25 protein-coding genes are annotated in these 23,383 nt (G+C 63.4%); 18 read left to right on the top strand and 7 right to left on the bottom strand.

Features of this window, described 5'->3' with window-relative positions:
• Positions 1–6: 6 nt before the first annotated feature.
• Complete coding sequence (locus I6A82_RS11420) at positions 7–159, bottom strand: hypothetical protein (RefSeq protein WP_198094972.1); 153 nt, start codon at positions 157–159, stop codon at positions 7–9.
• 163 nt (positions 160–322) lie between these two features.
• Here I6A82_RS11420 and pspF point away from each other — a divergent pair, with 163 nt between their 5' ends.
• Positions 323–1,357, top strand: coding sequence for a phage shock protein operon transcriptional activator (gene pspF / locus I6A82_RS11415; RefSeq protein WP_198094971.1), 1,035 nt, complete (start codon positions 323–325; stop codon positions 1,355–1,357).
• 29 nt (positions 1,358–1,386) lie between these two features.
• Here the strand turns inward: pspF and purB are convergent, their stop codons facing one another.
• A complete protein-coding gene (purB, locus tag I6A82_RS11410) occupies positions 1,387–2,688 on the bottom strand; it encodes an adenylosuccinate lyase (protein ID WP_198094970.1) in 1,302 nt (433 codons plus the stop codon).
• A gap of 133 nt (positions 2,689–2,821) precedes the next feature.
• On the opposite strand from purB, the gene I6A82_RS11405 reads away from it, so the two are divergent.
• Positions 2,822–3,055 (top strand): type II toxin-antitoxin system CcdA family antitoxin, encoded by a 234-nt coding sequence (locus tag I6A82_RS11405; RefSeq protein WP_198094969.1) that lies wholly within the window; start codon positions 2,822–2,824, stop codon positions 3,053–3,055.
• Positions 3,055–3,354, top strand: coding sequence for a CcdB family protein (locus I6A82_RS11400; protein ID WP_187336484.1), 300 nt, complete (start codon positions 3,055–3,057; stop codon positions 3,352–3,354). Before I6A82_RS11405 ends, I6A82_RS11400 begins: the two co-directional genes overlap by 1 nt.
• 2 nt (positions 3,355–3,356) lie before the next feature.
• On the opposite strand, the gene radC is transcribed toward I6A82_RS11400, so the two are convergent.
• The gene (gene radC, locus I6A82_RS11395) at positions 3,357–4,043 is read right to left on the bottom strand and encodes a RadC family protein (RefSeq protein WP_198094968.1); all 687 of its coding nucleotides are present in this window, start codon (positions 4,041–4,043) and stop codon (positions 3,357–3,359) included.
• A 103-nt stretch (positions 4,044–4,146) separates the two neighbouring features.
• On the opposite strand from radC, the gene I6A82_RS11390 reads away from it, so the two are divergent.
• The 11 genes from I6A82_RS11390 (at position 4,147) to I6A82_RS11340 (ending at position 14,668) form a co-directional block, all read left to right on the top strand.
• Complete coding sequence (locus I6A82_RS11390) at positions 4,147–7,323, top strand: intermembrane phospholipid transport protein YdbH family protein (protein ID WP_198094967.1); 3,177 nt, start codon at positions 4,147–4,149, stop codon at positions 7,321–7,323.
• Positions 7,320–7,520 carry a YnbE family lipoprotein gene (locus I6A82_RS11385; RefSeq protein WP_232343425.1) on the top strand — a complete coding sequence of 67 codons (201 nt, stop codon included), beginning with the start codon at positions 7,320–7,322 and terminating at the stop codon, positions 7,518–7,520. The genes I6A82_RS11390 and I6A82_RS11385 overlap by 4 nt, the downstream gene beginning before the upstream one ends.
• 1 nt (position 7,521) lies before the next feature.
• A complete protein-coding gene (locus I6A82_RS11380; protein ID WP_198094966.1) occupies positions 7,522–7,902 on the top strand; it encodes a YdbL family protein in 381 nt (126 codons plus the stop codon).
• Between the two features lie 170 nt (positions 7,903–8,072).
• Positions 8,073–8,390 (top strand): AtpZ/AtpI family protein, encoded by a 318-nt coding sequence (locus I6A82_RS11375; RefSeq protein WP_198094965.1) that lies wholly within the window; start codon positions 8,073–8,075, stop codon positions 8,388–8,390.
• An 89-nt stretch (positions 8,391–8,479) separates the two neighbouring features.
• Positions 8,480–9,250 carry a F0F1 ATP synthase subunit A gene (locus I6A82_RS11370; RefSeq protein ID WP_198095607.1) on the top strand — a complete coding sequence of 257 codons (771 nt, stop codon included), beginning with the start codon at positions 8,480–8,482 and terminating at the stop codon, positions 9,248–9,250.
• A gap of 25 nt (positions 9,251–9,275) precedes the next feature.
• Positions 9,276–9,503 carry a F0F1 ATP synthase subunit C gene (locus I6A82_RS11365; protein WP_022672292.1) on the top strand — a complete coding sequence of 76 codons (228 nt, stop codon included), beginning with the start codon at positions 9,276–9,278 and terminating at the stop codon, positions 9,501–9,503.
• A 62-nt stretch (positions 9,504–9,565) separates the two neighbouring features.
• Positions 9,566–10,063 (top strand): F0F1 ATP synthase subunit B family protein, encoded by a 498-nt coding sequence (locus tag I6A82_RS11360; RefSeq protein ID WP_198094964.1) that lies wholly within the window; start codon positions 9,566–9,568, stop codon positions 10,061–10,063.
• Positions 10,050–10,712 carry a F0F1 ATP synthase subunit B family protein gene (locus tag I6A82_RS11355; RefSeq protein WP_232343424.1) on the top strand — a complete coding sequence of 221 codons (663 nt, stop codon included), beginning with the start codon at positions 10,050–10,052 and terminating at the stop codon, positions 10,710–10,712. The genes I6A82_RS11360 and I6A82_RS11355 overlap by 14 nt, the downstream gene beginning before the upstream one ends.
• Before the next feature lie 78 nt (positions 10,713–10,790).
• Entirely contained in the window at positions 10,791–12,755 is a 1,965-nt protein-coding gene (uvrC, locus tag I6A82_RS11350) for an excinuclease ABC subunit UvrC (protein WP_198094963.1), read from the top strand.
• Between the two features lie 28 nt (positions 12,756–12,783).
• Positions 12,784–13,518, top strand: coding sequence for a DNA repair protein RecO (gene recO, locus I6A82_RS11345; protein WP_198094962.1), 735 nt, complete (start codon positions 12,784–12,786; stop codon positions 13,516–13,518).
• 28 nt (positions 13,519–13,546) lie between these two features.
• A complete protein-coding gene (locus I6A82_RS11340; protein WP_198094961.1) occupies positions 13,547–14,668 on the top strand; it encodes a glycosyltransferase family 2 protein in 1,122 nt (373 codons plus the stop codon).
• A gap of 137 nt (positions 14,669–14,805) precedes the next feature.
• Here the strand turns inward: I6A82_RS11340 and I6A82_RS11335 are convergent, their stop codons facing one another.
• Entirely contained in the window at positions 14,806–16,119 is a 1,314-nt protein-coding gene (locus I6A82_RS11335; protein WP_198094960.1) for a glycosyltransferase family 39 protein, read from the bottom strand.
• 95 nt (positions 16,120–16,214) lie between these two features.
• Between I6A82_RS11335 and I6A82_RS11330 the strand changes: the two genes are divergently transcribed.
• From I6A82_RS11330 to I6A82_RS11320, 3 genes are all read left to right on the top strand, one after another.
• Positions 16,215–17,423 carry a trans-sulfuration enzyme family protein gene (locus I6A82_RS11330; protein WP_198094959.1) on the top strand — a complete coding sequence of 403 codons (1,209 nt, stop codon included), beginning with the start codon at positions 16,215–16,217 and terminating at the stop codon, positions 17,421–17,423.
• Positions 17,423–17,821: a Co2+/Mg2+ efflux protein ApaG gene (gene apaG / locus I6A82_RS11325; RefSeq protein ID WP_198095605.1), complete on the top strand. Its 399-nt coding sequence runs from the start codon at positions 17,423–17,425 to the stop codon at positions 17,819–17,821. The genes I6A82_RS11330 and apaG overlap by 1 nt, the downstream gene beginning before the upstream one ends.
• Before the next feature lie 115 nt (positions 17,822–17,936).
• Positions 17,937–18,692, top strand: a complete 756-nt coding sequence (locus I6A82_RS11320) for a LysR family transcriptional regulator (RefSeq protein WP_198094958.1) — start codon at positions 17,937–17,939, stop codon at positions 18,690–18,692.
• 16 nt (positions 18,693–18,708) lie between these two features.
• Here I6A82_RS11320 and I6A82_RS11315 read toward each other — a convergent pair whose 3' ends face one another.
• On the bottom strand, positions 18,709–20,004 hold the full coding sequence (locus tag I6A82_RS11315; RefSeq protein ID WP_198094957.1) for a serine hydrolase: 1,296 nt from the start codon (positions 20,002–20,004) through the stop codon (positions 18,709–18,711).
• The gene (gene parE / locus I6A82_RS11310; RefSeq protein WP_198094956.1) at positions 19,997–21,985 is read right to left on the bottom strand and encodes a DNA topoisomerase IV subunit B; all 1,989 of its coding nucleotides are present in this window, start codon (positions 21,983–21,985) and stop codon (positions 19,997–19,999) included. Before parE ends, I6A82_RS11315 begins: the two co-directional genes overlap by 8 nt.
• Before the next feature lie 115 nt (positions 21,986–22,100).
• On the opposite strand from parE, the gene I6A82_RS11305 reads away from it, so the two are divergent.
• Positions 22,101–22,544: a hypothetical protein gene (locus I6A82_RS11305; protein WP_198094955.1), complete on the top strand. Its 444-nt coding sequence runs from the start codon at positions 22,101–22,103 to the stop codon at positions 22,542–22,544.
• Positions 22,545–22,672: 128 nt separating this feature from the next.
• On the opposite strand, the gene I6A82_RS11300 is transcribed toward I6A82_RS11305, so the two are convergent.
• Positions 22,673–23,320 (bottom strand): GcrA family cell cycle regulator, encoded by a 648-nt coding sequence (locus tag I6A82_RS11300; RefSeq protein WP_198094954.1) that lies wholly within the window; start codon positions 23,318–23,320, stop codon positions 22,673–22,675.
• Positions 23,321–23,383 lie beyond the last annotated feature (63 nt).

Here is a 23,383-nt window from a genome sequence, read left to right as displayed (position 1 = left end):
GGGCGCTTACGCCAGAATGCTCGCGGTCGGCCCACCAGCGTGGTTCTGCGCGGCGGCCGCCATCAGCGACGGGCCGAGCGCGTTCAGCAGAAGAACCGACAAGAGCAACATGGCGGCCAGTGCTCCCGCTGCGAGCTGGTTGGACTTGCGTTGGCGCATGATACGCTCCCTGAATGTGATTGTTTTCCATCTTGTACCACACATTGCGAGAAGCGTGCCAAACCGCCGGAAATGCCGGAATTCCGGGCTTTTTCGAACCTAGACTGGCACCCGTCGCAGGTTTCTATTGCCGAGACTTGGTAAAATATGCCAAGTTTTGGGCATGGAACGCGACAATCAATTTATCGGTCAGTCCGGTGCCTTTCTGGACGCGGTCGAGCGCGCCTCAAAAGCGGCCGAACTGAACCGTCCGGTGCTGGTGATCGGAGAGCGCGGGACGGGCAAAGAACTGATTGCCGAGCGTCTCCACCGCCTGTCCCCGCGCTGGGGCGGGCCGCTGATCGTGATGAACTGCGCCGCGCTCCCCGAAACGCTGATCGAGGCGGAGCTGTTCGGACATGAGGCCGGTGCCTTTACCGGCGCGACGCGTGCGCGCGAAGGACGGTTCGAGGAAGCCGACGGCGGCACGCTGTTTCTCGACGAACTCGGCACGCTGTCCATGGCCGCGCAAGAGCGTCTGCTGCGCGCGGTGGAATATGGCGAGGTGACGCGCATCGGCGCCTCGCGTCCCGTGAAGGTCGACGTGCGCATCGTAGCGGCGACCAACGCGCATCTGCCCTCTATGGTGGAGCGCAACGAGTTTCGCGCCGACTTGCTGGACCGGCTGAGTTTCGAGGTGGTGACGCTGCCGCCGCTGCGCGCGCGCGAAGGCGACATCGGCGTGCTCGCCGATTATTTCGGACGGCGTATGGCCGCGGAAATCGGCTGGGAGAGCTGGCCAGGCTTCGGTGCGCTGGCGAGCGCCGCGCTCGAGCGGCATGAATGGCCCGGCAATGTGCGCGAACTGCGCAATGTGGTCGAGCGTGCGGTCTATCGGTGGAGCGCCGAGGACGGCCCGGTGGACCACATCATCTTCGATCCGTTCGCATCCCCCTGGCGGCCCAAGCCGGAAGCGGCGAGCGAGGAAGGGCGTTCGCGCAAGGATCTGGCGGACAGCGTGCCCGAGCCGCAGACCTCATCCTCCATCGATTTCGAAGGGATCGACGACCTCAAGGCGGCGACCGAGGCCTATGAACGCTCGATCGTCGAATATGCGCTGGCCGCCAACCGCTATAATCAGCGGCAGACGGCGAAGGCGCTGGGCCTCAGCTACGATCAGCTCAGGCACTGCATTAAGAAGCACGATCTGGCGGGCTGAGCGGCACGCCTTTTCCGTTTTAGGGCGGCTTATTCGCCGAAGACGCGTTCGAAAATCCGGTCGATGCCCTTGAAGTGATAGTCGAGGTCGAAGCGCTCTTCGATTTCCTCGTTGCTCAGCTTTGCGGTCACATCCGGATCGGCCTTCAGCAGATCGAGCAGGCGCTTCTCGCCGTCCGATTCCCACACCTGCATCGCGTTGCGCTGGACGATGCGATAGGCGTCCTCCCGGCTGATGCCCGCCTGCGTCAGCGCCAGCAGCACGCGCTGCGAGTGGACGAGGCCGCCCATCTTGTCGAGATTGGCCTGCATGCGCGCCGGGTACACCACCAGCTTGTCGATGACGCCGGTGAGGCGGGCGAGCGCGAAATCGAGCGTGATCGTGGCGTCCGGGCCGATATAGCGCTCGACCGAGCTGTGCGAAATGTCCCGCTCATGCCACAGCGCGACATTCTCCATCGCGGGCATCGCATAGCTGCGCACCATGCGGGCAAGGCCGGTCAGGTTTTCGGTCAGCACGGGATTGCGCTTGTGAGGCATGGCGCTGGAGCCCTTCTGGCCCGGCGAGAAATATTCCTCCGCCTCCAGCACTTCGGTGCGCTGCAGATGGCGGACCTCGGTGGCCAGCCGCTCGATCGAGCTGGCGATGACGGCGAGCGTCGCGAAATACATTGCGTGCCGATCGCGCGGGATCACTTGCGTGGAGACGGGCTCGGGCGTCAGGCCCATTTTTTCGGCAACATGCTCTTCGACGCGTGGATCGATGTTCGCAAAGGTGCCGACCGCGCCGGAAATGGCGCAGGTGGCGATTTCCGCGCGCGCCGCCTTCAGCCGCTCGCGCCCGCGATCGAACTCGGCATAGGCCTGCGCCAACTTCATGCCGAAGGTAAGCGGTTCGGCGTGGATGCCGTGGCTGCGACCGATGGTGGGCGTGAACTTGTGCTCCAGCGCGCGCCGCTTCAGCGCCTCGAGAAGCGCGTCCATATCTTCCAGCAGAATGTCGGTGGCGCGGGCGAGCTGCACCGCCAGGCAGGTGTCGAGCACGTCCGAACTGGTCATACCCTGATGCATGAAGCGCGCTTCGGGGCCGACATGCTCGGCGACGTTCGTCAGGAAGGCGATGACGTCGTGTTTCACCTCGGCCTCGATCGCGTCGATCCGATCGACCTCGAACGCGCCCTTTTCCCAGATTGCCTTCGCCGCTTCCTTCGGCACGACGCCGAGATCGGCAAGCGCATCGGTCGCGTGCGCCTCGATTTCGAACCAGATCTGGAATTTCGATTCCGGCTCCCAGATCGCGGTCATGGCGGGGCGGGCGTAGCGGGGGACCATCGGCTGTCCTTCTGTCGGCGGTGAGGAGTCGCCCGCGCGGCTAGCAGAGGGGCGGGCGGGGGGCAAAGCTTATGACGTGGCGATACCGAAGAGCCTACGCTATAGTGACCGTGGTTCGCAAAGGAGACGCCTTATGAACGCGTTGTCGCCCCGCAAGTCTATCAATCTCTCGCTCGACGCTGAGTTGGTCGATGAGGCGCAGGAGTTCGGCATCGATTTGCCGGAGGCTGTGGAGGAGGGGCTTAGAAAAGCCGTCGCCGTAGAAAAAGGCCGCCGCTGGCAGGAAGAGAACCGCACGGCGATTGAAAGTTCGAACGAATATGTCCGAAAGCACGGCCTTCCGCTCGCGCGCTACCGCCAGTTCTGATGGCTCAGTACGACTTACACCGCAGCGATATTGACGGAACGCTACTGCTCAATATTCAATCGGATTTGATGTCGCACCTGGTCAATCGCGTCGTCATTCCAGTACAGCCGCCCGGACTTGCCCCGCTTCCAGCCCAGCGTCTCAATCCTTCGTTCGATATTCTCGGTGAAGCACAGATCTTGGTCACCCAATTCCTGAGCACGGTACCGGTTGAGGCGCTCGGCGAAGTGGTCGCCAATCTTGCCGAGCATCATTTTCAGATCAGCGGGGCGGTCGATATGTTGCTTCAGGGCGTCTGACCTCAGATCAACCCCGCGCTGCGCAGGCTGGTGTGGCCCTCGCGGCCGACGATGATGTGGTCGTGTACCTGAATATTGAGCCGCTTGCCTGCCTCCAGAATCTCGCGGGTGAGGGCGATGTCCGCGCGGCTGGGGGTGGCGTCTCCGCTGGGGTGGTTGTGAACAAGGATCAGCGCAGATGTGCCGAGGTCCAGCGCGCGGCGAATAATCTCACGCGTGTATACCGCCGCCTCGTCGATCGACCCTTCGCTTGCCAGCTCGTCGCGGATCAGCCGGTTCTTGCCGTCCAGATGCAGCACCCGCACGCGCTCTGTGGCGCGGTGAGCCATGTCGGCATGCAGATAATCGGACAGCGCCTGCCAACTCGACAGAATCGGGCGAGTGCGAGCAGGCTCGCTGACAAGGCGAAGCGCTGCCGCCTGCACGATCTTGAGCGCGGCGGTGCTGGTGTCTCCCATGCCGGGCTGCTTGGCAATGGCTTCCGCATCGGCGGACAGTAGCGCTGAAAAGCCGCCGAATTCGGCGATCAGATCCTTGGCGAGCGCCTTGGTGTCACGGCGCGGGATGGCGAGTGCCAGCAGATATTCGATTAGCTCATGATCGGCCAGCGCGTCCGGCCCCCCGCGCAGCAAACGCTCTCGCAACCGCTCGCGATGGCCGCGCCCGTGATGCTCTGCTTTCCCGTCCATGATTCGCTTGGCCCCCCGCGTGGAGGATTAGCGCAAGCCAATATGATTGAAACCCCGGCGGCTTTGCCGCAAAGCGCAGCCCGTGGAAGTCGCGGACGAGCCCATGCCCAGACGCCGGCGTTTTCGGCGTCGCTACATATTCTACGGCGCACTAATCCTGTTCGTCGGATTGCTGGCTTATGTTTGGTTCCAGCGCACGCAGATTGCTGACGGCTTCGTTCGGGATGAGCTGGCCAAGCGCGATGTGCGTGCCAGTTACCGTATCGCCAAAATCGGCCTGAAGACGCAGCGGATCGAGGATGTGGTCATCGGTGATCCGACGCGGCCCGATCTGACCGCCAACTGGGTGGAAATCGATGTGGTGCCGAACGGGCTCGGCGCGCGGGTGGCGCGAATTCGCGCCGACGGGGTGCGTATCTACGGGAAGCTGACCCCGAACGGCCTTAGTTTCGGGGAAATCGACAAGTTCCGCGATCCCAGCAGCACCGCGCCTTTTTCGCTGCCCGAAATCTTCGCGACGCTCACCGACGCACGCGTGCGGCTGGCGACACCGTACGGCAATGCCGGGATCAAGCTGGTGGGGCAGGGCAATCTCGCCAATGGTTTTGAAGGGCAGGTGGCGGCAGTCACCGATGGCTTGTCACTCGGAGGATGCCGGGCGGCGCAGTCCACCTTCTTCGGAGACATCGCGATCCAGAGCGGCCGGCCGCATCTGGAAGGCCCACTTCGCAGCGGCGGCCTTGCCTGTGACGGCTTCTCGGTAGGCGGCACGGAGCAGCGTCTCGACGTCACCTTCTCGGACACGCTAAAGAGCTGGACCGGCAAGAGCGAATTTACCGCCAATGGTGCCAGCGCCGCCGGATATCGCGCAGCCTCGGTGCAAGGCAGTATCGATTTTTACGGCAATGCGCGGCGCAACCAGATCGCCCTCAATATCGCCGCGAACGGACTTCGCGGACCGGACCTTGCCGCGCGTTCGGCGGCGTTCGAGGGTGATCTGCGGCTCGCCCAGACGGCGCAGGGCATGCGGGCGGTGTTGACGGGCGATCCGCAGATCCGCGCGCTTCGCCTGTCCGGCTCCTATCTCGATCCGGTCGATAAAGCTGCGCGCAGCCTTGGTTCGACGCCCCTGAAGCCGGTTCTTGAGAAGCTGGCGGCGGCGGGGCGGCAGGCGCTGCGATCCGTCGATCTGTCTGCCGGGCTGGAGGCGGTTCTGGGAGGGAAGGGCGAGCAATATCTGCGGCTTTCGGGCCTTCGCGCGGACGCGGCTTCAGGTGCGGGGGCAAGGCTCGTCAACGATCTGCGCATCGTTAAGGCGCAGGCCGGCTGGCGTCCGCAGCTGGACGGAGAAATCCGGCTCGCCGGCGGAGGATTGCCGCAGGCTGTGCTCGATCTGAAACCGTCCGGTGGCGGCTTTGCAGGGCAGCTTCGCCTGGCCGATTATGGCACCGCCGATGCGCGGCTCGCGCTTCCCGAGCTCGCTTTCCGCCCCGTGCGCGGCGGCACTGCGTTGGATGGCCGGGCGCGGATGACGGGGCCTCTTTTTGGCGGTTATGTCACCGGGCTCGACCTTCCGATAAGCGGCCTGTGGGGCCGTGGCGGTCAGCTCTCTTTATGGAATACATGTCAGGCGGTGGGTTTCGAGGCGTTTCGACTGTCGAGCCTTGAACTGGATAAGGACAGCCTGCGTGTATGCCCTGCATCAGGCTCTCTGCTTACCGTGGGACGGGGCGGGGCCAAAGCGAATGCGCAGGTAATTTCGCCGGACCTTTCCGGGCAGCTCGGCACTACGCCGATCACGATTGCGTCGCAGGCGATCGGTGTGACTCTTGCCGGATTTGATGCGGACAGGCTCAAGGTGCGGCTGGGCACCCCGGAGAGCCGGACGATCTTCGATGCCGATCGCTTCACCGGCCGCTTCGGCAAGGCCGGGCTGTCTGGCACGATGGCGGGCGGTTCGGGCCGTATCGGCAATGTGCCGCTCCTCCTGAGCGAGGCGGAGGGGGATTGGACGCTCAAGGACGGTGTCTTCGATCTTGGCGGCGGGCTGAAGGTTGCCGACGCTGCCACGCCGGATCGGTTCGAGCCGATGGACGCGCGCGATGTCTCGCTGCGCTTCGCGGGCAACCGGATTACCGCCGAGGGCCTGTTGTACGAACCGAAGACAGGCACGCGCGTCGCGGCGGTCGATCTTTTTCACAACTTCGCCGATGCCAGCGGCCGGGCCGATCTTACCGTCGACAATCTGACGTTCGGCGACGCCTTGCAGCCCGATGCGCTGACGCGGCTGACGCTGGGCACCGTGGCCAATGTGGAAGGCAGCATTTCCGGCACCGGGCAAATCCGCTGGTCCGGCGATTCGGTGACCAGTGACGGCGCGTTCAGCACGGCGGGCCTCGATCTCGCTGCACCCTTCGGTCCGGTGCAGAAGTTGTCCGGCACGATCCGCTTCAACGATCTGCTGGGATTGGAGACAGCGCCGGGCCAGCAGCTGGCGATCGGCACGGTCAATCCGGGTTTCGAGGTGTTCGACGGCCTGCTCACCTATCAGCTGCTGCCCGGCCAGCGCGTGAAGATCGAGGGGGCCGACTGGCCTTTTGCGGGCGGCACCATCCATCTCGATCCCACGATCCTCGATCTGGGCGGAGACAATGCCAAGGAGCTGCGCTTCGAGGTAACCGGCATGGACATGGCCATTTTCTTGGAACGCTTCGGGTTCGACAATCTGCAGGCGACCGGCGTGTTCGACGGCGTGCTGCCGATGACGTTCGATCAGTCGGGCGGGCGCATCGATGGCGGCAGGCTGGTCTCCCGTGAGGGCGGGGGCACCATCGCCTATCTGGGCGAGTTGACCTATAAAGACCTTTCGCCTTTCGCCAATCTCGCCTTCGACATGCTGAAATCGATCCGCTACCGCGAGCTGACAATCGCGCTGGACGGGGATCTGGGGGGCGAGATGGTGACGCAGGTAAAATTTGCCGGTCTGCAGCAGGGTGAGGGCGCCAAGCGCAACATCATCAGCCGGGAGATCGCGAAGCTGCCGATCCAGTTCAACGTGAATATCCGCGGACCCTTCCTGCAAATCATCAGCTCGATCAAAAGCTATTACGATCCCAGTCTGCTCATCAAACAGAATCTGCCCAGCCTGATCAAGCAGCAGCGCAGCCTGAACGAGGTCGAGAACCGGCTCGACACCCAATCCGATCCGGATATCCGGAATGCGCTAAACCCGGAGAAGGCAGCCGATGTTCAGCCCAGCGAAAGCGAGAATGTGCCATGACGATCCCAAAGGTTCACGATCGGTTCGGAGCCATTGCCATGTTAGGCGGTGTATTTTCGTTGGGCGCATGCGTCAGTGTGGAGGCGCCCACGAAGCCGATCGTTATCGAGCTGAATATCAACATTCAGCAGGAAGTAGTGTATAGACTGGACAGCGACGCACAGCAGCTGATCCAGAAGCAGGCGGAGATTTTTTAAGATGTTCAAGCGGTTTGCAACGGTGGCGATGACGGCGGCGGCGCTCGTCCTGGTGACGCCCGCCGCGCACGCGCAGCGCGATCCTGCCTATCAGCAGGCCCGCACCCAGGGGCTGATCGGCGAAAAGCCGGACGGTTATCTCGGTTTCGTATCCTCGCCGTCGCCGGCGATCCGCGCGCTGGTGGATGACATCAATATCAAGCGCAAAGCGGCCTATACGAGCAGCGCGGCGAACGCCGGATCAACCGTGGAGCAATTTGCCTTCACCACCGGTTGCCGCCTGATCCTGCAGACCTCGCCTGGCGAGAAATATCAAACGCCCGGCGGGCAGTGGGTCACGCGCGATAGCGGCCCGCCCACGCGCGATCCGCGCTGCCCCTGATCCGGGCGGCATAAAGGCACCCTTCCCTAGGGTAACCTAGCCAGAGGTCTAAAGCGCCTCTGGCACTGTGTTGACTTGCCCCCGCGCCTTTCCTAAACGGCGCCCACTTTTGCGGGGCGTTCCTCGTTACCAATGGACGCGTCCGGTTCTTCTGAGCGGGTGACGCTTCCATGGATGAGAAACGACCCGCCCGAACCAGGCTCGAAGAGGATAAGCGGATCGATTCGCTTCAACAGCGGATCGATGCAGCCGAACGCGAAGAGCTGAACCGGTCGGGGCGGAAAGACACGCATGCTGATGCCAATTATCAGCTCGGCAGCCGTGTCCTTTCCTATCTGGTTGGCGGGATCGGTGGGGGCGGATTGATCGGGTGGACCTTGGACCGGCTGATCGGAACGTCACCTTGGTTGCTGCTTCTATGCCTTTTTCTGGGCATCGGAGTGGCGTTCAGGAATGTATATCGGATCGCGACGCAGAAGCAGCGTTGAGCGGTTCGGGGCAAGCTCGTTTCGCCGGTCCGCCGGCGTGAAGATCGGATAAGGGTTCGCAAGTGGCAGAAGCAGGTACGATCGATCCGATGCACCAGTTCGAGGTGCAGACCATTTTCGATGGTTTCAGCATCGGTGGTCATGAAATCGGGTTTACCAACAGTGCGCTGTGGATGATCGTGGCGCTCGTGTGCCTCGGCCTGTTCATGTGGGGCGGCATGCGCCGTTCGCTCGTGCCCGGTCGCTGGCAGATGGCGGTGGAGAGCTTCACCAGCTTCATCGACAGCATGGTGATGACCAATATCGGCCCCGAAGGTCGCAAATATGCGCCCTATATCTTCTCGCTATTCATGTTCATTCTGGTGGCGAACCTGGTTGGCATGGCGCCGGTCGGCGTGTTCGGCCTCCATCCCTTTACCGTTACCAGCCATCTGACGGTCACCGGCATCCTTGCCATCATCAGCTTCTCGATCGTGCTGATCGTGGGCTTTGCCAAGCACGGCTTCAAGTTCTTCGGCCTGTTCGTGCCCACCGGCACGCCGGCGTGGCTGCTGTGGCTGATCCCGCCGATCGAATTCTTCTCTTTCATGGTGCGCCCGTTCAGCCTCGCGCTGCGTCTGTTCGTCGCCATGACCGCCGGTCACATCCTCTTGAAGGTTCTGGCAGGCTTCATCATCAACAGCACCAATGCCGGTGCCGGCTATGGTCTGCTGGTCGGTATTCCCAGCTTCACCCTGATGCTCGGCATCACCGCGCTGGAACTGCTGGTGGCCGGTGTGCAGGCCTATGTCTTCGCGCTGTTGACCTCGCTTTACATCAACGATGCGGTGCATCTGCACTCGCATGAAACCATCGGCTAAAGGCCGAAATCTAGGGAGTATTATCATGGATCCAGAAGCAGCAAAATTGATCGGTGCCGGCCTCGCGGCGATCGGTGCGGGCCTTGCCTCGCTCGGTGTGGGCAATGTGTTCGCCAAGTTCCTTGAAGGCGCGCTGCGCAATCCGGGTGCGGCCGATCAGGAGCAGGGCCGTCTGTTCATCGGCTTCGCGGCTGCCGAACTTCTCGGCCTGCTGTCGTTCGTCATCGCGATCATCCTGATCTTCGTTGCCTGAACCCAAGTTCTGGCGGGACCGGCCTTCGGACCGTTCCCGCCGGGTACTGACCGGAGCATGACATGCCACAGATAGCCCAGATTGCCGCTACCTATGCATCGCAGCTGTTCTGGCTGCTGCTGGTGTTCGGCACGATTTTCGTCGTCATCGGACTTGGCATGTATCCGAAGATCCAGGGCACCGTGATCGCCCGCGATCGCAAGATCGAGGACGATCTGGCCGAGGCCCGCCGTGCCAATGAGGCGGCGGACCAGCTGGAAGAAGATTATCGCAAGAAGATGAACGAAGAGCATGCCGCGGCGCATCAGGCCATCGAAAAGGCCCGCGCCGAAGCCGCCCGCGAAACCGAGCGAAAGCTGGCCGTCGCAGGTGAGGAAAATGATGCTCTTCTTCAGTCCGCCAAGGCCGATCTTGCGGAGCGTCGCAAGAGCGCACGGCAGGAGATCGAGGATGTCGCCGTCGAGGCGGCTCGCGAGCTCGTGGCCAAGCTTTCCGGCATCCAGCCGGAACCGGGCGAGGCCGCCCGCGAAGTAAGGGAGATCATGCATGGCACAGACTAATCCCGCTTCGCAGTTCGACGTGACCGGCAATGACGGCGCGGTCGTGACCGACGGTGGGTCTGCAACCCATTCGGGCAGCCCCATTGCCAGCGAAGGCATGCCGCAGACCGGTATCGAGGCGATCGAGGCCGGACATACGGTTGTTCATGAGGAGCCGTCCGCGCTCGGCATGACGGCCACCGCCTGGGTTTCGGTGGCGATGCTGGTTCTGATCGCGCTGGTACTTTGGAAGAAGGTGCCAGCAGCCCTCGGCAGGTCGCTGGATGGGCGGATCGATGCGATTCGTCGCCAGCTCGCTGAAGCGTCCGAACTGCGGGCCGAGGCCGAAAAGCTTCGTGCCCAGTATGAGAAGCAGCTCGCCGATGCGCAGAAGGAAGCCGCGGACATTCGCGAACTGGCCGAACATCAGGCCGCGGCGATCGTGGAGAAGGCGGAAGAAGACAGTGCTGCGTTGGTTCGCCGCCGTAAGCGCCTCGCCGAGGAGCAGATCGCGGTCGAGGAACGGGCTGCTATCGCTGAACTTCGCGAGACCGCGGCCAAGGCGGCCGTGGAAGCCGCTCGCCGCCTCATCGCGGACAAGCACGATGCGTCGGCCGATCGTGAGATGATCGACCGGTCCATTCGACAGATCGGCGGCAGCGTCCACTAAGACGCCGCTTTTCGAATTTACGATATATGGGCGGCGCGCTCCCTTCCCCGGGGAGCGCGCCGCTCCTATGTTGGCCCCATGCCGCCATCCGACAGCAAAGCCGGCCGTCCGGATCAACCCAATGCGCCGAGCCGGTTTAACGAGGAAAAGTCCGCTTATACCGTTCGCGGTTCCGACCAGCCCGACCTTGAGGCTGGCGTGGAAGCGATTCGCACCGTCTGGAAAACGCTGCCGACGCGGCCCGGCGTGTACCGCATGCACGATAGCGGGGGGGAGGTGCTATATGTCGGCAAGGCGCGCAGTCTGAAATCGCGCGTCGTGAACTACACGCAATGGGCGCAGCTTCCCGCGCGGCTGCAGCGCATGGTGTCCCAGACGCGCAGCATGACGATCGTCACGACGCAAAGCGAGGCGGAGGCGTTGCTGCTCGAGGCGCAGCTGATCAAGCGCTATCGGCCCCCGTACAACGTCCTGCTGCGCGACGACAAAAGTTTCCCCTACATCCTGCTGCGGCAGGACCATGCGTTTCCGCGCATCCAGAAGCATCGGGGCGCGCGCAAGGCGAAGGGGCAATATTACGGCCCGTTCGCCAGCGCCGGCTCTGTTGGTCGAACGCTGAACGCGCTGCAGAAGATGTTCCTGCTCAGAAGCTGCACGGACAGTTTCTTCAACAACCGCTCGCGGCCTTGCCTGCTTTACCAAATCCATCGCTGCTCGGCGCCCTGCGTGGGGCGGATCAGCGAAGAGAATTATGCCGAGCTGGTCGGCGATGCCGAAAGCTTCCTCGCGGGTAAATCCACCGGCGTGCAGAAGAAGCTGGGCGAGCAGATGGAGAAAGCCGCAGAAAATCTCGATTTCGAGATGGCCGCGCTTTACCGCGACCGGCTGAAGGCGCTCACCTTCATTCAGGGCAGCCAGGCGATCAGCGCGCAGGGCCTGTCGGACGCGGACATTTTCGCGCTGGCGAGCAAGGGCGGGCAGGTCTGCATCCAGGCCTTCTTCATCCGCGCCGGGCAGAATTGGGGCCATCGCAGTTTCTTCCCCCGGCATGTGAAGGACGTGCCGGAAGAGGAGGTGCTGGCGAGCTTCCTGGCGCAATTTTACGAAGAGGTGCCACCTTCGCGCCAGTTGCTGCTGGACCGCGAGCTGGCCGAGCCGGAGCTATTCTGTGAGGCGCTGTCCGAGCGGGCGGGGTTCAAGATATCGATCGCGGTGCCGCAGCGCGGTGACCGGCGGCGGCTCGTCGAGCAGGCAGAACGCAACGCGGCGGAAGCCTTAGACCGCAAGCTCGCCGAGGGAGCCAGCCAGACGCGGCTGCTCGCCGAGGTGGCCGAGCTGTTCGATCTGGAAGGCCCGCCGGAGCGCATCGAAGTTTACGACAACAGCCATATTCAGGGCACCAACGCGCTGGGCGCCATGGTCGTCGCCGGGCCGGAGGGCTTCCGCAAGAACGCCTATCGCAAGTTCAACATCAAACGGAAGGAGACCGCGCCGGGCGACGATTTCGCGATGATGCGCGAGGTACTGGAACGCCGTTTCGCCCGCTCGCAGAAGGAAGATCCGGATCGTGAGGGAGGGGGCAAGTTCGCTGAATGGCCGGACCTCGTCCTGATTGATGGCGGCAAGGGGCAGGTTTCCGCCGCGATGGAAGCCCTGGAAGAGCTCGGGATCGAGGATGTGCCGCTGGTGGGCGTCGCCAAAGGCCCTCATCACGGGCGCGAAGGGCGTGAGATATTCCACATGCCCGACGGGCGCGAACTGACGCTGCCGCCCAATGCCCCGGCGATGTTCTATCTCCAGCGCCTGCGCGACGAAGCGCACCGCTTTGCCATCGGCGCACACCGGCAGAAGCGATCCAAGGCGATGGGCACCAGCCCGCTGGACGAGGTTCCGGGCATCGGCCCCGCCCGCAAACGCGCGCTGCTGATGCATTTCGGCACCGCGCGCGCCGTGAAAAGCGCCAGCCTTGCGGACCTCAAGCGCGCGCCCGGCATCAACGACAGCGTGGCGCAGACGGTCTACGATTTCTTCCATGCGCGGTGAGGAAAACGTTGGACGGTTGGCTGGCTGAATGCCCCAGCTGTCCACCGAAGGCATCGTCTGCTCCGTCCGTCATCATGGCGAACATGGCGCCATCGCGCGGCTGCTGACGCCGGATGACGGGCTGGTGGCGGGCTATGTGCGGGGCGGGCGATCGCGCCGGATGCGCCCGATTCTGATCCCGGCCAACCACGTGCAGGCGGAGTTTCGCGCCCGCACCGCCGATCAGCTCGCCTCGCTCACGGTCGAGCTAATCGTCAGCCGTGCGCCCTGGCTTGCCGAGCCCTTGCCCGCCGCGGCGCTCGACTGGGCGACCACGCTGACGGCTGCGACCTTGCCCGAAGAAAATGCCTATCCGCGCCTTTATCTCGCGCTTTCGGGGTTGTTGGAGGCGATCTGCCACGCGCCTTCGGCTCGCGGATGGGCGGCAGCGATGGTGCGTTATGAGCTTTTACTGCTCGCGGAACTCGGCTTCGGGCTGGACCTGGCGAGCTGCGCAGCAACTGGCGGGACCGAAGACCTCATCTATGTCAGCCCGCGCAGCGCCCGCGCTGTCTCGCGTGCGGCAGGCGAGGGGTACAAGGCGCAGCTTCTGCCTCTCCCGCGTTTTCTGCTGGTGGACGACCGCCCCGGCTGGGAGGACATAGTTGGTGGCTTCGCGCTCACCGGTCATTTTCTGGAACGGCAGCTGTTCGCGGAAAGGCGCGCCGACGTGATGGGAGGACGCCGGCAAATGATTGCGCGGCTCCAGCGGATGCTTGATTGAGCGAGGGTTGCAGGGCAAGGGAGCGCCCATGAATCAGGGGGAACTCCAGCACGAAGACGCGATCGAACTCGCCGTCGTTCTGCCGACCTTCAATGAAGCGTCGAACATCGACCGCGTGATCGCTACGCTGGACCGCGTGCTGCAGGGCATCGTCTGGGAGGCGGTGTTCGTGGATGATAACAGCCCCGATCACACCGCGCAGATGCTGCGTGATCGCTCGCGCGAGGACCGGCGCATCCGCGTGATCGAACGGCTCGGGCGGCGCGGCCTCAGCTCTGCCTGTATCGAGGGGATGATGGCCACCGGTGCACCGCTCGTCGCGGTGATGGATGCCGATCTGCAGCATGACGCGAACCTGCTGCCGCAGATGGTCGAGAAACTCCATGCGGAGCCCGAGCTCGATCTGGTCGTCGGTTCCCGCTTCGTCGAAGGCGGCGGCACCGGGGATTGGGACGAGGCGCGCCTGCGCAAATCGCAATTCGCCACGCGCCTGGGCACGAAGCTGCTCAACCTGACGCTGAGCGATCCCATGAGCGGCTTCTTCATGATCCGCTCCGAACGCTTCCGCCGCGTCGCGCCGAAGCTTTCGGGCATCGGCTTCAAGATCCTGCTAGACATCGTCACCGTGGCGCGCGAGCCGATGAAGATCGCAGAGCTACCCTACACGTTCAACGTGCGCGAAGAGGGCGAGAGCAAGCTCGACCGGGTGGTGGCCTTCGAATATCTGCTGGCGCTGTATGATCGGCTGTTCGGCCGCATCCTGCCGGTCCGCTTTGCCCTGTTCGCCACCATCGGCGTACTTGGCATCGCGGTGCATTTCGCGATCCTGACCAGCCTGTTCGAAGGACTGGGAAGCGGCTTCATCGTCGCGCAATCCGCCGCGACCATCGGCGCGATGACGTTCAACTTCTTCCTGAACAATGCGCTGACCTATCGTGACAAAAGGCTCGCCGGCTTCCTGCCGATGCTGCGCGGATGGATCAGCTTCTGCCTTTTCTGCAGCGTCGGCGCGATCGCCAATGTCGGCATTGCCGCCTTCCTGTACGACGAATCCATGGCCGGGCTGACGCTGTCTGCGCTCGCGGGCATTCTGGTCGGGGCGGTGTGGAATTTCGCGCTGTCGAGCCGCTTCGTCTGGGGCCGCTACTGAGGCACGGCGGCAGCCACCTGGTTCGACTCAGCCGTAGCCCTGAGCCTGTCGAAGGGCGTCTTTCGATGAGGAGAAAGGCCCTTCGACAAGCTCAGGGCTCACGGATTTAAGCGGTTTTGCGTCGCGCAGGGGGCCACCTACCTCCAGCTATCGAGCCACATCCAGTGGTTGAACGCCTGCGGTCCATCGAGCGGTAGCGCCGCCAGGATCGGGTAGAAGTCGATGAAGACGCCGACCGCCGCCAGCATGATCAGTGCGGGCGCAAGATATTTGCGGTCGCGCAGCCAGAGATAGTCCAGCGTCACCGCCAGCGCGATGATCAGGAAAAAGCTCGGCAGGAAATAATGATGATAGAAGGTCACCTTTTTGGGGACGATGACCCACATCGCCATGCCCGTGATCCATAAGGCGGTGGGCACCGTCAGCGCCCAATTCTTCATCCGCACGCCCAGCACCACGCTCAGGATCAGAGCAGGCAGGCCTGTCCACATGATGATGGGATTGCCGAGCAGCACCACGCCGCGGATCGCGCCTTCCGCCTGTTCGTAGAGATACCAGATCGGCCGCTCGTCGATGATCCACTGCCACCAATGGCTGGCATAGGGATGCGGTGCCATATACCCTGCTTGGTGCTTGGCGATTTCCCATTGATAGACAATCAGATGCTGGATCGGCACCGCCTTCTCGGCAAAGAACGCCATCGGAATGAAGGTGGCGAGGTAAAGGATTGCGGGCAGCAGCCCGAGGAGCAGTCCCGCCTCCAACAGCGAAACGCCGCGCACGGGCGCCGCAGCGCGGTCCAGCAGCAAGGTCGCGGGCTTCCAGGCGCGCTTGCCCAATGCCCCCGCGCGCCAGACGAGAAAGCTCAAGCCCGCCAACAGCAGATAGGGCGCGGAGGTCCATTTGCAGGCGATCGACAGCCCCAGCATGGCACCGGCCCAGGCCAGGCGCTTGCATCCATCCTTCTGCGCGCGCACCGCCGCCGCGAGCTGCCACAGCCCCAGCATCAGGAATGCCGCCATGAAGATATCGAGCATCGCGATGCGCGACTGGATGAAGAGCAGATGGCCCGCAATCAGCAGGATGCCGGTAAGGATCATGAGGCGGCCGCTGCGATACAGCTCCCACACGAACATCAGCGCGCCGAACAGTGCCAGGCCGCCGAAGATGGCGCTGAAATCGCGCCAACCCCAGTGATTGTCCCCGAAGATCGTGATGCCAAGCGCAATGATGCACTTGGCTAGAGGCGGATGCTCATCATTTAGGGGAACGCTGAAATCGATGAAGTGCCGGGCGGCGGGCACATAATAGATTTCATCGAAGAACATCGCCGAAGGATGCTGGATATTGATCAGGAAGAAGCAGGTGGCCAGCGCCCCTGCCAGCGCGGCCCAGCTCTGGACGCTCAGCCGGTCAGCCCACTCGCTCCAACGTCGCATTTGCTCGGCCATTTCGCAAAACTCCCTCGCGCGCCCGATAGGAAATCGCCGTTGAAGCGGCAAGCGCCCGCATTGACGCGGGGCCGCGTAAATCGCAAAGCGGGGCCATGAAAAGAGATAGCGGTCAGAACCCGGACGTTACCAAAAACTGGCACCCCGCAACATTGGCGGTGCGCGGCGGCACCGCGCGCAGCGAATGGGGCGAAACGTCCGAGGCGCTGTTCCTCACCTCCGGCTATTCCTATGATTGCGCGGGCGATGCCGCGGCGCGCTTTGCGGGCGAGCAGGAGGGCATGACCTATTCGCGCCTGCAGAACCCCACCGTGCAGATGCTGGAAAAGCGTATCGCGCTGATGGAGGGCGCGGACGCCTGCCGCACGATGGCGAGCGGCATGGCGGCGATGACGGCTAGTTTGCTGTGTCAGCTACAGGCGGGCGATCATGTGGTGGCGAGCCGCGCGCTTTTCGGCAGCTGTCGCTGGCTCACCGACACGCTGCTGCCCAAATTCGGCATCGCGACGAGCGTGGTCGACGGGCGCGATCTCAAAAACTGGGAAGAGGCGATCCGTCCGGAGACCAAGGTTTTCTTCTTCGAAACGCCGGCCAACCCCACGATGGAGGTGCTCGATCTCGCCGCGATCTGCGGGCTCGCCAAATCGCATGGCATCACCAGCGTGATCGATAACGCTTTTGCCACGTCCGTGCTGCAGCGTCCGATGGAATTTGGAGCGGATGTTGTCGCCTACAGCGCCACCAAGATGATGGACGGGCAGGGGCGTGTGATGGCGGGTGCCGTGTGCGGCAGCGAGGAATTTATCGAGGAAACGTTGCTCGCCTTCACCCGCAATACCGGCCCCACGCTCGCCCCCTTCAACGCATGGGTGGTGATGAAATCGCTCGAAACGCTGGACCTGCGGATTCGTCGCCAGAGCGAGAACGCCATGAAGGTCGCCGAATTTCTTGAAGGCCGCGTCGCGCGGGTGAACTATCCCGGCCTCGCCTCCAGCCCCGGCCACGATTTGGCGATGAAGCAGATGGAGGCATGCGGATCGATCATGTCCATCCATGTCGGCGGCGGGCGTGAACGCGCGCATGCGCTGCTCGATGCACTGCAGCTTGTGGATATCAGCAACAATATCGGCGATTCGCGCAGCCTGATGTGTCACCCGTCCAGCACCACCCATGCCGGCATGACGGCCGAGGCGCGCGAGGAGGTGGGCATTACCGAAGACATGCTGCGCCTGAATGTCGGCCTGGAAGACGTGCGCGATGTGATCGCGGATCTGGACCGGGCCTGCGAGGATGCGGGCCTGTGATGGAGCTGATGTTCCCGCTGGCCGAAACCACGGACGGGATCACCGTGCGCGTGGCGGTCAACTATCTGGAGGAGCAATCCAGCCCCGATCACAATCGCTGGTTCTGGGCCTATCACATCCGGATCGAGAACCATCGCGACGGGCCGGTGCAGCTTCTGACGCGCCACTGGCAGATCACCGACGGCATGGGCGTCACCAGCACCGTCGAAGGCGCGGGCGTGGTCGGTGAGCAGCCGGTGATCAAGCCGGGCAGCGCGCATGATTATGTGAGCGGCTGTCCGCTGCCCACTCCGGACGGCTCGATGCAGGGCCATTATATGATGGCGCATGAAGGCGAAGGCTCCATCATGGCCGCGATCCCGCTATTCCGTCTCGAAGCCCCGGCGAGCGCACGGTGACGATCGATACGCCTGTGGAATCCGTAGCCCTGAGCCTGTCGAAGGGTGCCTCTCCCCCGAAAACCGTGCTTCGACACGCTCAGCACTCACGCAAATTGGGCGAAAAAGAGCTCTCATGAAACGCACGCTTCTCCCCCTCAATGGTCTGCGCGTGTTCGATGCGGCCGCGCGCCATCTTAGCTTCACCCGCGCCGCGGATGAACTCGCGGTCACCCCCGCCGCCGTCGGCCAGCAGATCCGCGCGCTGGAAGATGTGCTCGGCGTGGTCCTATTCCGCCGCGCGCCCAAGGGGCTGGAACTCACGCCCGAAGGAACGCGCGGGCTCGAAGCGCTGCGCGCCGGCTTCCTGCAGTTCGAGGACAGCGTGCGCGCGATGCAGCAGGGGCAGGGCTCCAAGCGCCTGACCATCGCCGCGCCGCGCGACATCAGCCGCTACTGGCTGCTCCCGCGTCTCGCCGACTATGCGAAGAGCGACGAGGATTTTCGCTTTCAGCTGATCGCAGCGGACGAACCGCTCGATTTCACCGAAGCCAATGTCGACCTTGCGGTGCGCTACACCGCCGATCCGGGCGATATCGAATGCCTGCCGCTGGGTGAGCAGCAGGCCGTCTGGGTGGGCGAGGGCGAGCGCGTGTGCTGGGAAGGCGGCGCGGGCGGGGATATCCGCCTGTCAGTCGCCGATGCCGGGCTGGCGCTGGAGGCGGCCCGCGCCGGGATCGGCCGGGCGCGCATCCCGCATATGCTGGCGGAAGCGGCGGGGGCGGACTGGCATGACGCCGAAACCGCCCGCCGCCGCTACTGGCTGGTCGCCCCGCTGCCGCAATGGCGCCAGGCGAAGGTCCGCGCGCTGGTTGAGGCGCTTAACGCTTGAGCGACGCGCTTAACGATCAGTCGGGGTAGGCCAGCTTGAGCAGTCGCTGCATCAGCGACAGGAATTTCATCTGGTCGATTTCCTCGTCCGGATCGGCCCAGCCGCCGACGACGGCATAGCATTCGGCGTCCTTGGTGCAGGCGAGCCAGTCCATCTGGATCACGCCCGGTTCCGAACCGCCCTTGAACCCGAGATAATCCCAACGGCCGCTGTCCGGAACGCCGTGGTTTACGGCCATGATCTCGCGCGCCAGCGGAGCTTTCACGGTGCGCAGATAATCGAGCAGCGCGACCATATCGCGAGGCGCGGCAGGCCATTCGATGGTATCGACGAAGCGCGGGGCGCCCGCGAGCTGGGTGACGTCCACCTGCGAGATGTCCAGCCGATCGCGGTTCTGTTCCAGAATATCGCGCTGTTCGGCTTCGCTGGCGGCAAGGAAGCGATCGCGCAGCTCCGCATTGCCGTCCATTTTCAGCGCGAACGCCTCAACGGTGCTCAGGAAAGGCAGGATCGCGGAGGGATCGCTATGACCGATCTTGGCGAGCCGCGCTTCCACCCGCTCGCGCCCCAGAGTGTGAAGCAGGATATCCGTGGCCGTATTATCGCTGATCGAGATCATCTGCGTGGCGAGCGTGGCAAGCGTAACCGGCATATCCTTCGGCCAGCTTTGCATCACGCCGCTGGGAAAACTGGTGAGGTTCAGCGCCACTACATCGGACCATTGCCGATCCCCGTTGGCGATCTGATCGGCCAGTTCGGCAAGGATGTACAGCTTGAACGCGGAGCCGAGTGCGAGCAGCCGGTTGCCCTGATAGTCCGCCACGGTGATCGGACCGTCGTCGGTAAGACGCGCGATCATATAGCCTGAACGGCCCGGAAGTGCCTCAAATTCCGCGCGGACCTTATCCAGGCTGTCATTCTCGGTACGGAAGCCGGTCAGTAGCAGGCCGATCACGCGGTGCGGCGCATCACTTGCCACCGTCATGCGAATTTCGCCGATCGCCTTGTCAAAGGCCAGATCGAACTGACCCTGATCGGGCGTTACCATAGTGAAGTTGCTTGCGGCCCCGGCCTCGCCTTGCTGTGCGACGACCTGCGCGAACAGGCCGCGGAGCTGCGCCTCGGGCACCTGCGCCAGAAAGCTTGGGGCGAACATATCCTCAACGTCGCCGGCGCCATTTACGATCTCGGTCAGCTGAGCGGCTCGTTGCCGGAAACCATCGCTCGGCTCTACACTTTGCGCGCCCGCAGGAGCCGCCACGCAGAACAGCAATGCGGCAAGCAAAAGCAATTGCGAAACAATCTTAGGCATCGATCGCATCCTCCTCCAAACTTGAAGCATTTTCCTGAATGAAGGCGAAGCGTTCTTCCGGCTTCTTGCCCATCAGTCGATCGACCAGCTGCGATACGCCCGCGCGCTGTTCATATTCATGCGGCAGGGTGATGCGGATCAGGGAGCGCGTCTTCGGGTCCATCGTCGTTTCGCGCAGCTGCGAGGGGTTCATTTCGCCCAGGCCCTTGAAGCGCCCGACCTCGACCTTCTTGCCCTTGAACACCGTCGCCTCGATTTCGGCGCGGTGCGCATCGTTGGCGGCATACACGCTCGTGCCGCCACTGGTCAGGCGATAGAGCGGCGGACGGGCGAGGAACAAATGCCCCTTTTTCACCACATCCGGCATTTCCTGGAAGAAGAAGGTCATCAGCAACGTCGCGATATGCGCGCCGTCGACATCGGCGTCGGTCATGATGACGATACGTTCATAGCGCAGATTGTCGGCATCGCAGTCCTTGCGCGTGCCGCAACCGAGCGCCTGGATCAGGTCCGCGATTTCCTGATTGGCGATGATCTTGGCCACGGTGGCCGACGCCACGTTCAGGATCTTGCCGCGGATGGGCAGGATCGCCTGCGTCTTGCGGTCGCGCGCCTGCTTGGCGCTGCCGCCGGCGCTGTCGCCCTCGACGATGAACAGTTCGGTGCCGTCCGGGCCGGCCTCGGAACAGTCGGTCAGCTTGCCCGGCAGGCGCAGCTTGCGAGAGCTGGTGGCGGTCTTGCGCTTCACCTCGCGCTCCGCCTTGCGCTTCAGGCGCTCCTCCATCTTCTCCTGGATGAAGCCCAGAAGCGCCCGTCCGCGCTCCATATTGCCGGTAAGATAATGGTCGAAATGATCGCGGACCGCATTCTCGACCAGCTTGGCCGCTTCGGGCGAGGTCAGGCGGTCCTTGGTCTGGGACTGGAACTGTGGCTCGCGGATGAAGACGGACAGCATCAGCTCGCACCCGCCCATCACATCGTCCGCGGTGAGCTGCGAGGCTTTCTTGTTGCCCGCGAGCTCGGCGAAGGCGCGCAGGCCCTTGGTCAGTGCGGCGCGCAGACCCTGCTCGTGCGTGCCGCCGGCGGGGGTGGGAATGGTGTTGCAATACCAGTCGGTCGATCCCTCGGACCAGAGCGGCCAGGCGATCGCCCATTCGACGCGGCCTTGATTGTCGGGAAAATCCTGGCTTCCTGAGAAAAACTCCGAAGTTGCGCACTCACGTCCCTGCAACTGCTCTGAAAGATGATCCGAAAGACCACCCGGAAACTGGAACACCGCTTCCTCTGGCACCTCTTCGCTGGCAAGCGCAGCTGCACATTTCCAGCGGATTTCGACGCCTGCGAACAGATAAGCTTTGGACCGCACCAGCTTGAACAACCGCTTGGGCTTGAACATCGCCGTAGGCCCGAAAATCTCGCGATCGGGCACGAAACTGATCGAAGTGCCGCGCCGGTTGGGCGTATTGCCTATTTCCTCGAGCCCGGTTTGCGGCGCACCTTTCGAAAAAGTTTGCCGATATAGCGTGCGGTTGCGGGCCACTTCTACGATCGTTTCGACGGAAAGCGCATTCACTACAGATACGCCCACACCGTGCAGACCGCCGGAGGTGGCGTAGGCTTTGTCCGAAAACTTGCCGCCCGAATGCAGCGTGGTGAGGATCACCTCGAGCGCGGATTTCTCGGGATATTTGGGATGCGGATCGACCGGAATGCCGCGGCCGTTATCGACGATCGTCAGCCGATTGCCTTCGTCCAGTTCCACCTCGATGCGTGTGGCATGGCCGGCCACCGCCTCGTCCATGGCATTGTCGAGCACTTCGGCGGCGAGGTGGTGCAGCGCGCGCTCGTCCGTCCCGCCGATATACATGCCCGGGCGGCGGCGCACCGGCTCCAGCCCCTCGAGCACTTCGATCGAGCTAGCGTCATATCCGCTATTGTCGCTGCTTGTGCCTCCGGAGGCACCGAAAAGATCGTCGGCCATAGGAAGCGGTATAGGAGCCTAAAAGTCGCGCTGGCAAGCGGCGCCGGATGGATCGGCGATAAATGTTCGTCCTTCGTTCTGTCCTACAGCGCCCGCCGTCGGCATAAGCTGTTGGATGAGGAACAAACTATCGCTCCACTTCGCCGCGCGCCCTTCGGTCCGCATTCCGTTCCGACCCGTACGCACGCGTGACCGCCACGATGGCTGGACGCTTGCTCGCCAACAGGCGTTTATCGCTGCCTTGGCCGATCTGGGATCGGTCAGCCGCGCCGCTGCAAGCGTCGGCATCAGCGCACGGTCTGCGTATCGGCTGAAACGCCGGGACGATGCTGCATCTTTTTCCAAGGCGTGGGACCGCGCGCTGGACCATGCCTGCGCACGCAGGATCGAAGAGCAACGCGTGCAAGCCGAGTGGCGGCGATCGAAGCCCTATTTCTATGGCAATCTGCAACGCGGGGTGGTGACGAAAGATGACAGCGCTGCGCTTTTGCAACGGCTCGACCGGCTGGAAAAGCGCCCCGCGGGGTGCAGCGGTTCATCGACGGGAGAGAACGTTTGAACCGAATTGCGAGGGGGGGGGCCTCGGACCCGTGCGACCTTTCAGATTGCACCCGACGACCGGTAGCAGGCACAAAAAAGGCGCGCCCGGGCGGGGGCGCGCCTTCCTCAATTTCGTTTGTAACGGCCTCAGCGCACGCGCGGACCGCCGAAGGGCAGCGGCGGCGGGGGACGGCGGGCACCGCGCGGCAGCTGCGCCTGATAGGCCCGGCCGCAATGTTCCACGCAATAGGGGAAGCCGGGGTTCACCGTCTCGCCGCAGAAATGGAAGTCCGCTTCGCCCGGATGGCCCATCGGCCAGCGGCAGACGCGCTCGTTCAGATCGAGCAGACTGGTCTTGTCGGCGATCTCGGGGCTCGGCTTGGCCGGCACCAGGCGGCGCGGCGGGGCCGGGGGGATCGGCGGTTGCTGATCGCCCGGGCCTTGGCGCATGAAGCCGCCGGGGCCAATCGACACCACCTTTTGTTGCGGCTTGCTGTCGGCCTTCTGTTCCTGCTCCTCGGGCGCGCTATCGGTGGTGGCGGGCGCTTCTTCCTTTGCCTCCGGTGTCGGTGCCGGTGCAGGCTCAGCTGCTTTGGGCGCAGGCTCCGGCTCGGCCTTTTTCTCCGCCTCATTGGATTTTACCGGAGAGGGGCGCGATTTCAGGCCCAGGCGATGCGCCTTGCCAATTACGGCATTGCGGCTGACCTCGCCCAGTTCCTCGGCGATCTGGCTGGCGGTGAGGCCTTTTTCCCAGAGCTTCTTGAGCAGGTCGATCCGATCGTCGGTCCAGGCCATAAAAACTTTCTCGTTGATTTGACAGCGCGCGGGAGAGCGCGGTGGTTGCGGCAATAAGCGGCA

This window comes from Novosphingopyxis sp. YJ-S2-01 (assembly GCF_016093175.1).
Taxonomy (GTDB): Bacteria; Pseudomonadota; Alphaproteobacteria; order Sphingomonadales; family Sphingomonadaceae; genus Novosphingopyxis; species Novosphingopyxis iocasae.
Note: the sequence above shows the minus strand (reverse complement) of the source record. Positions and strands in the feature narration are given on the sequence as shown.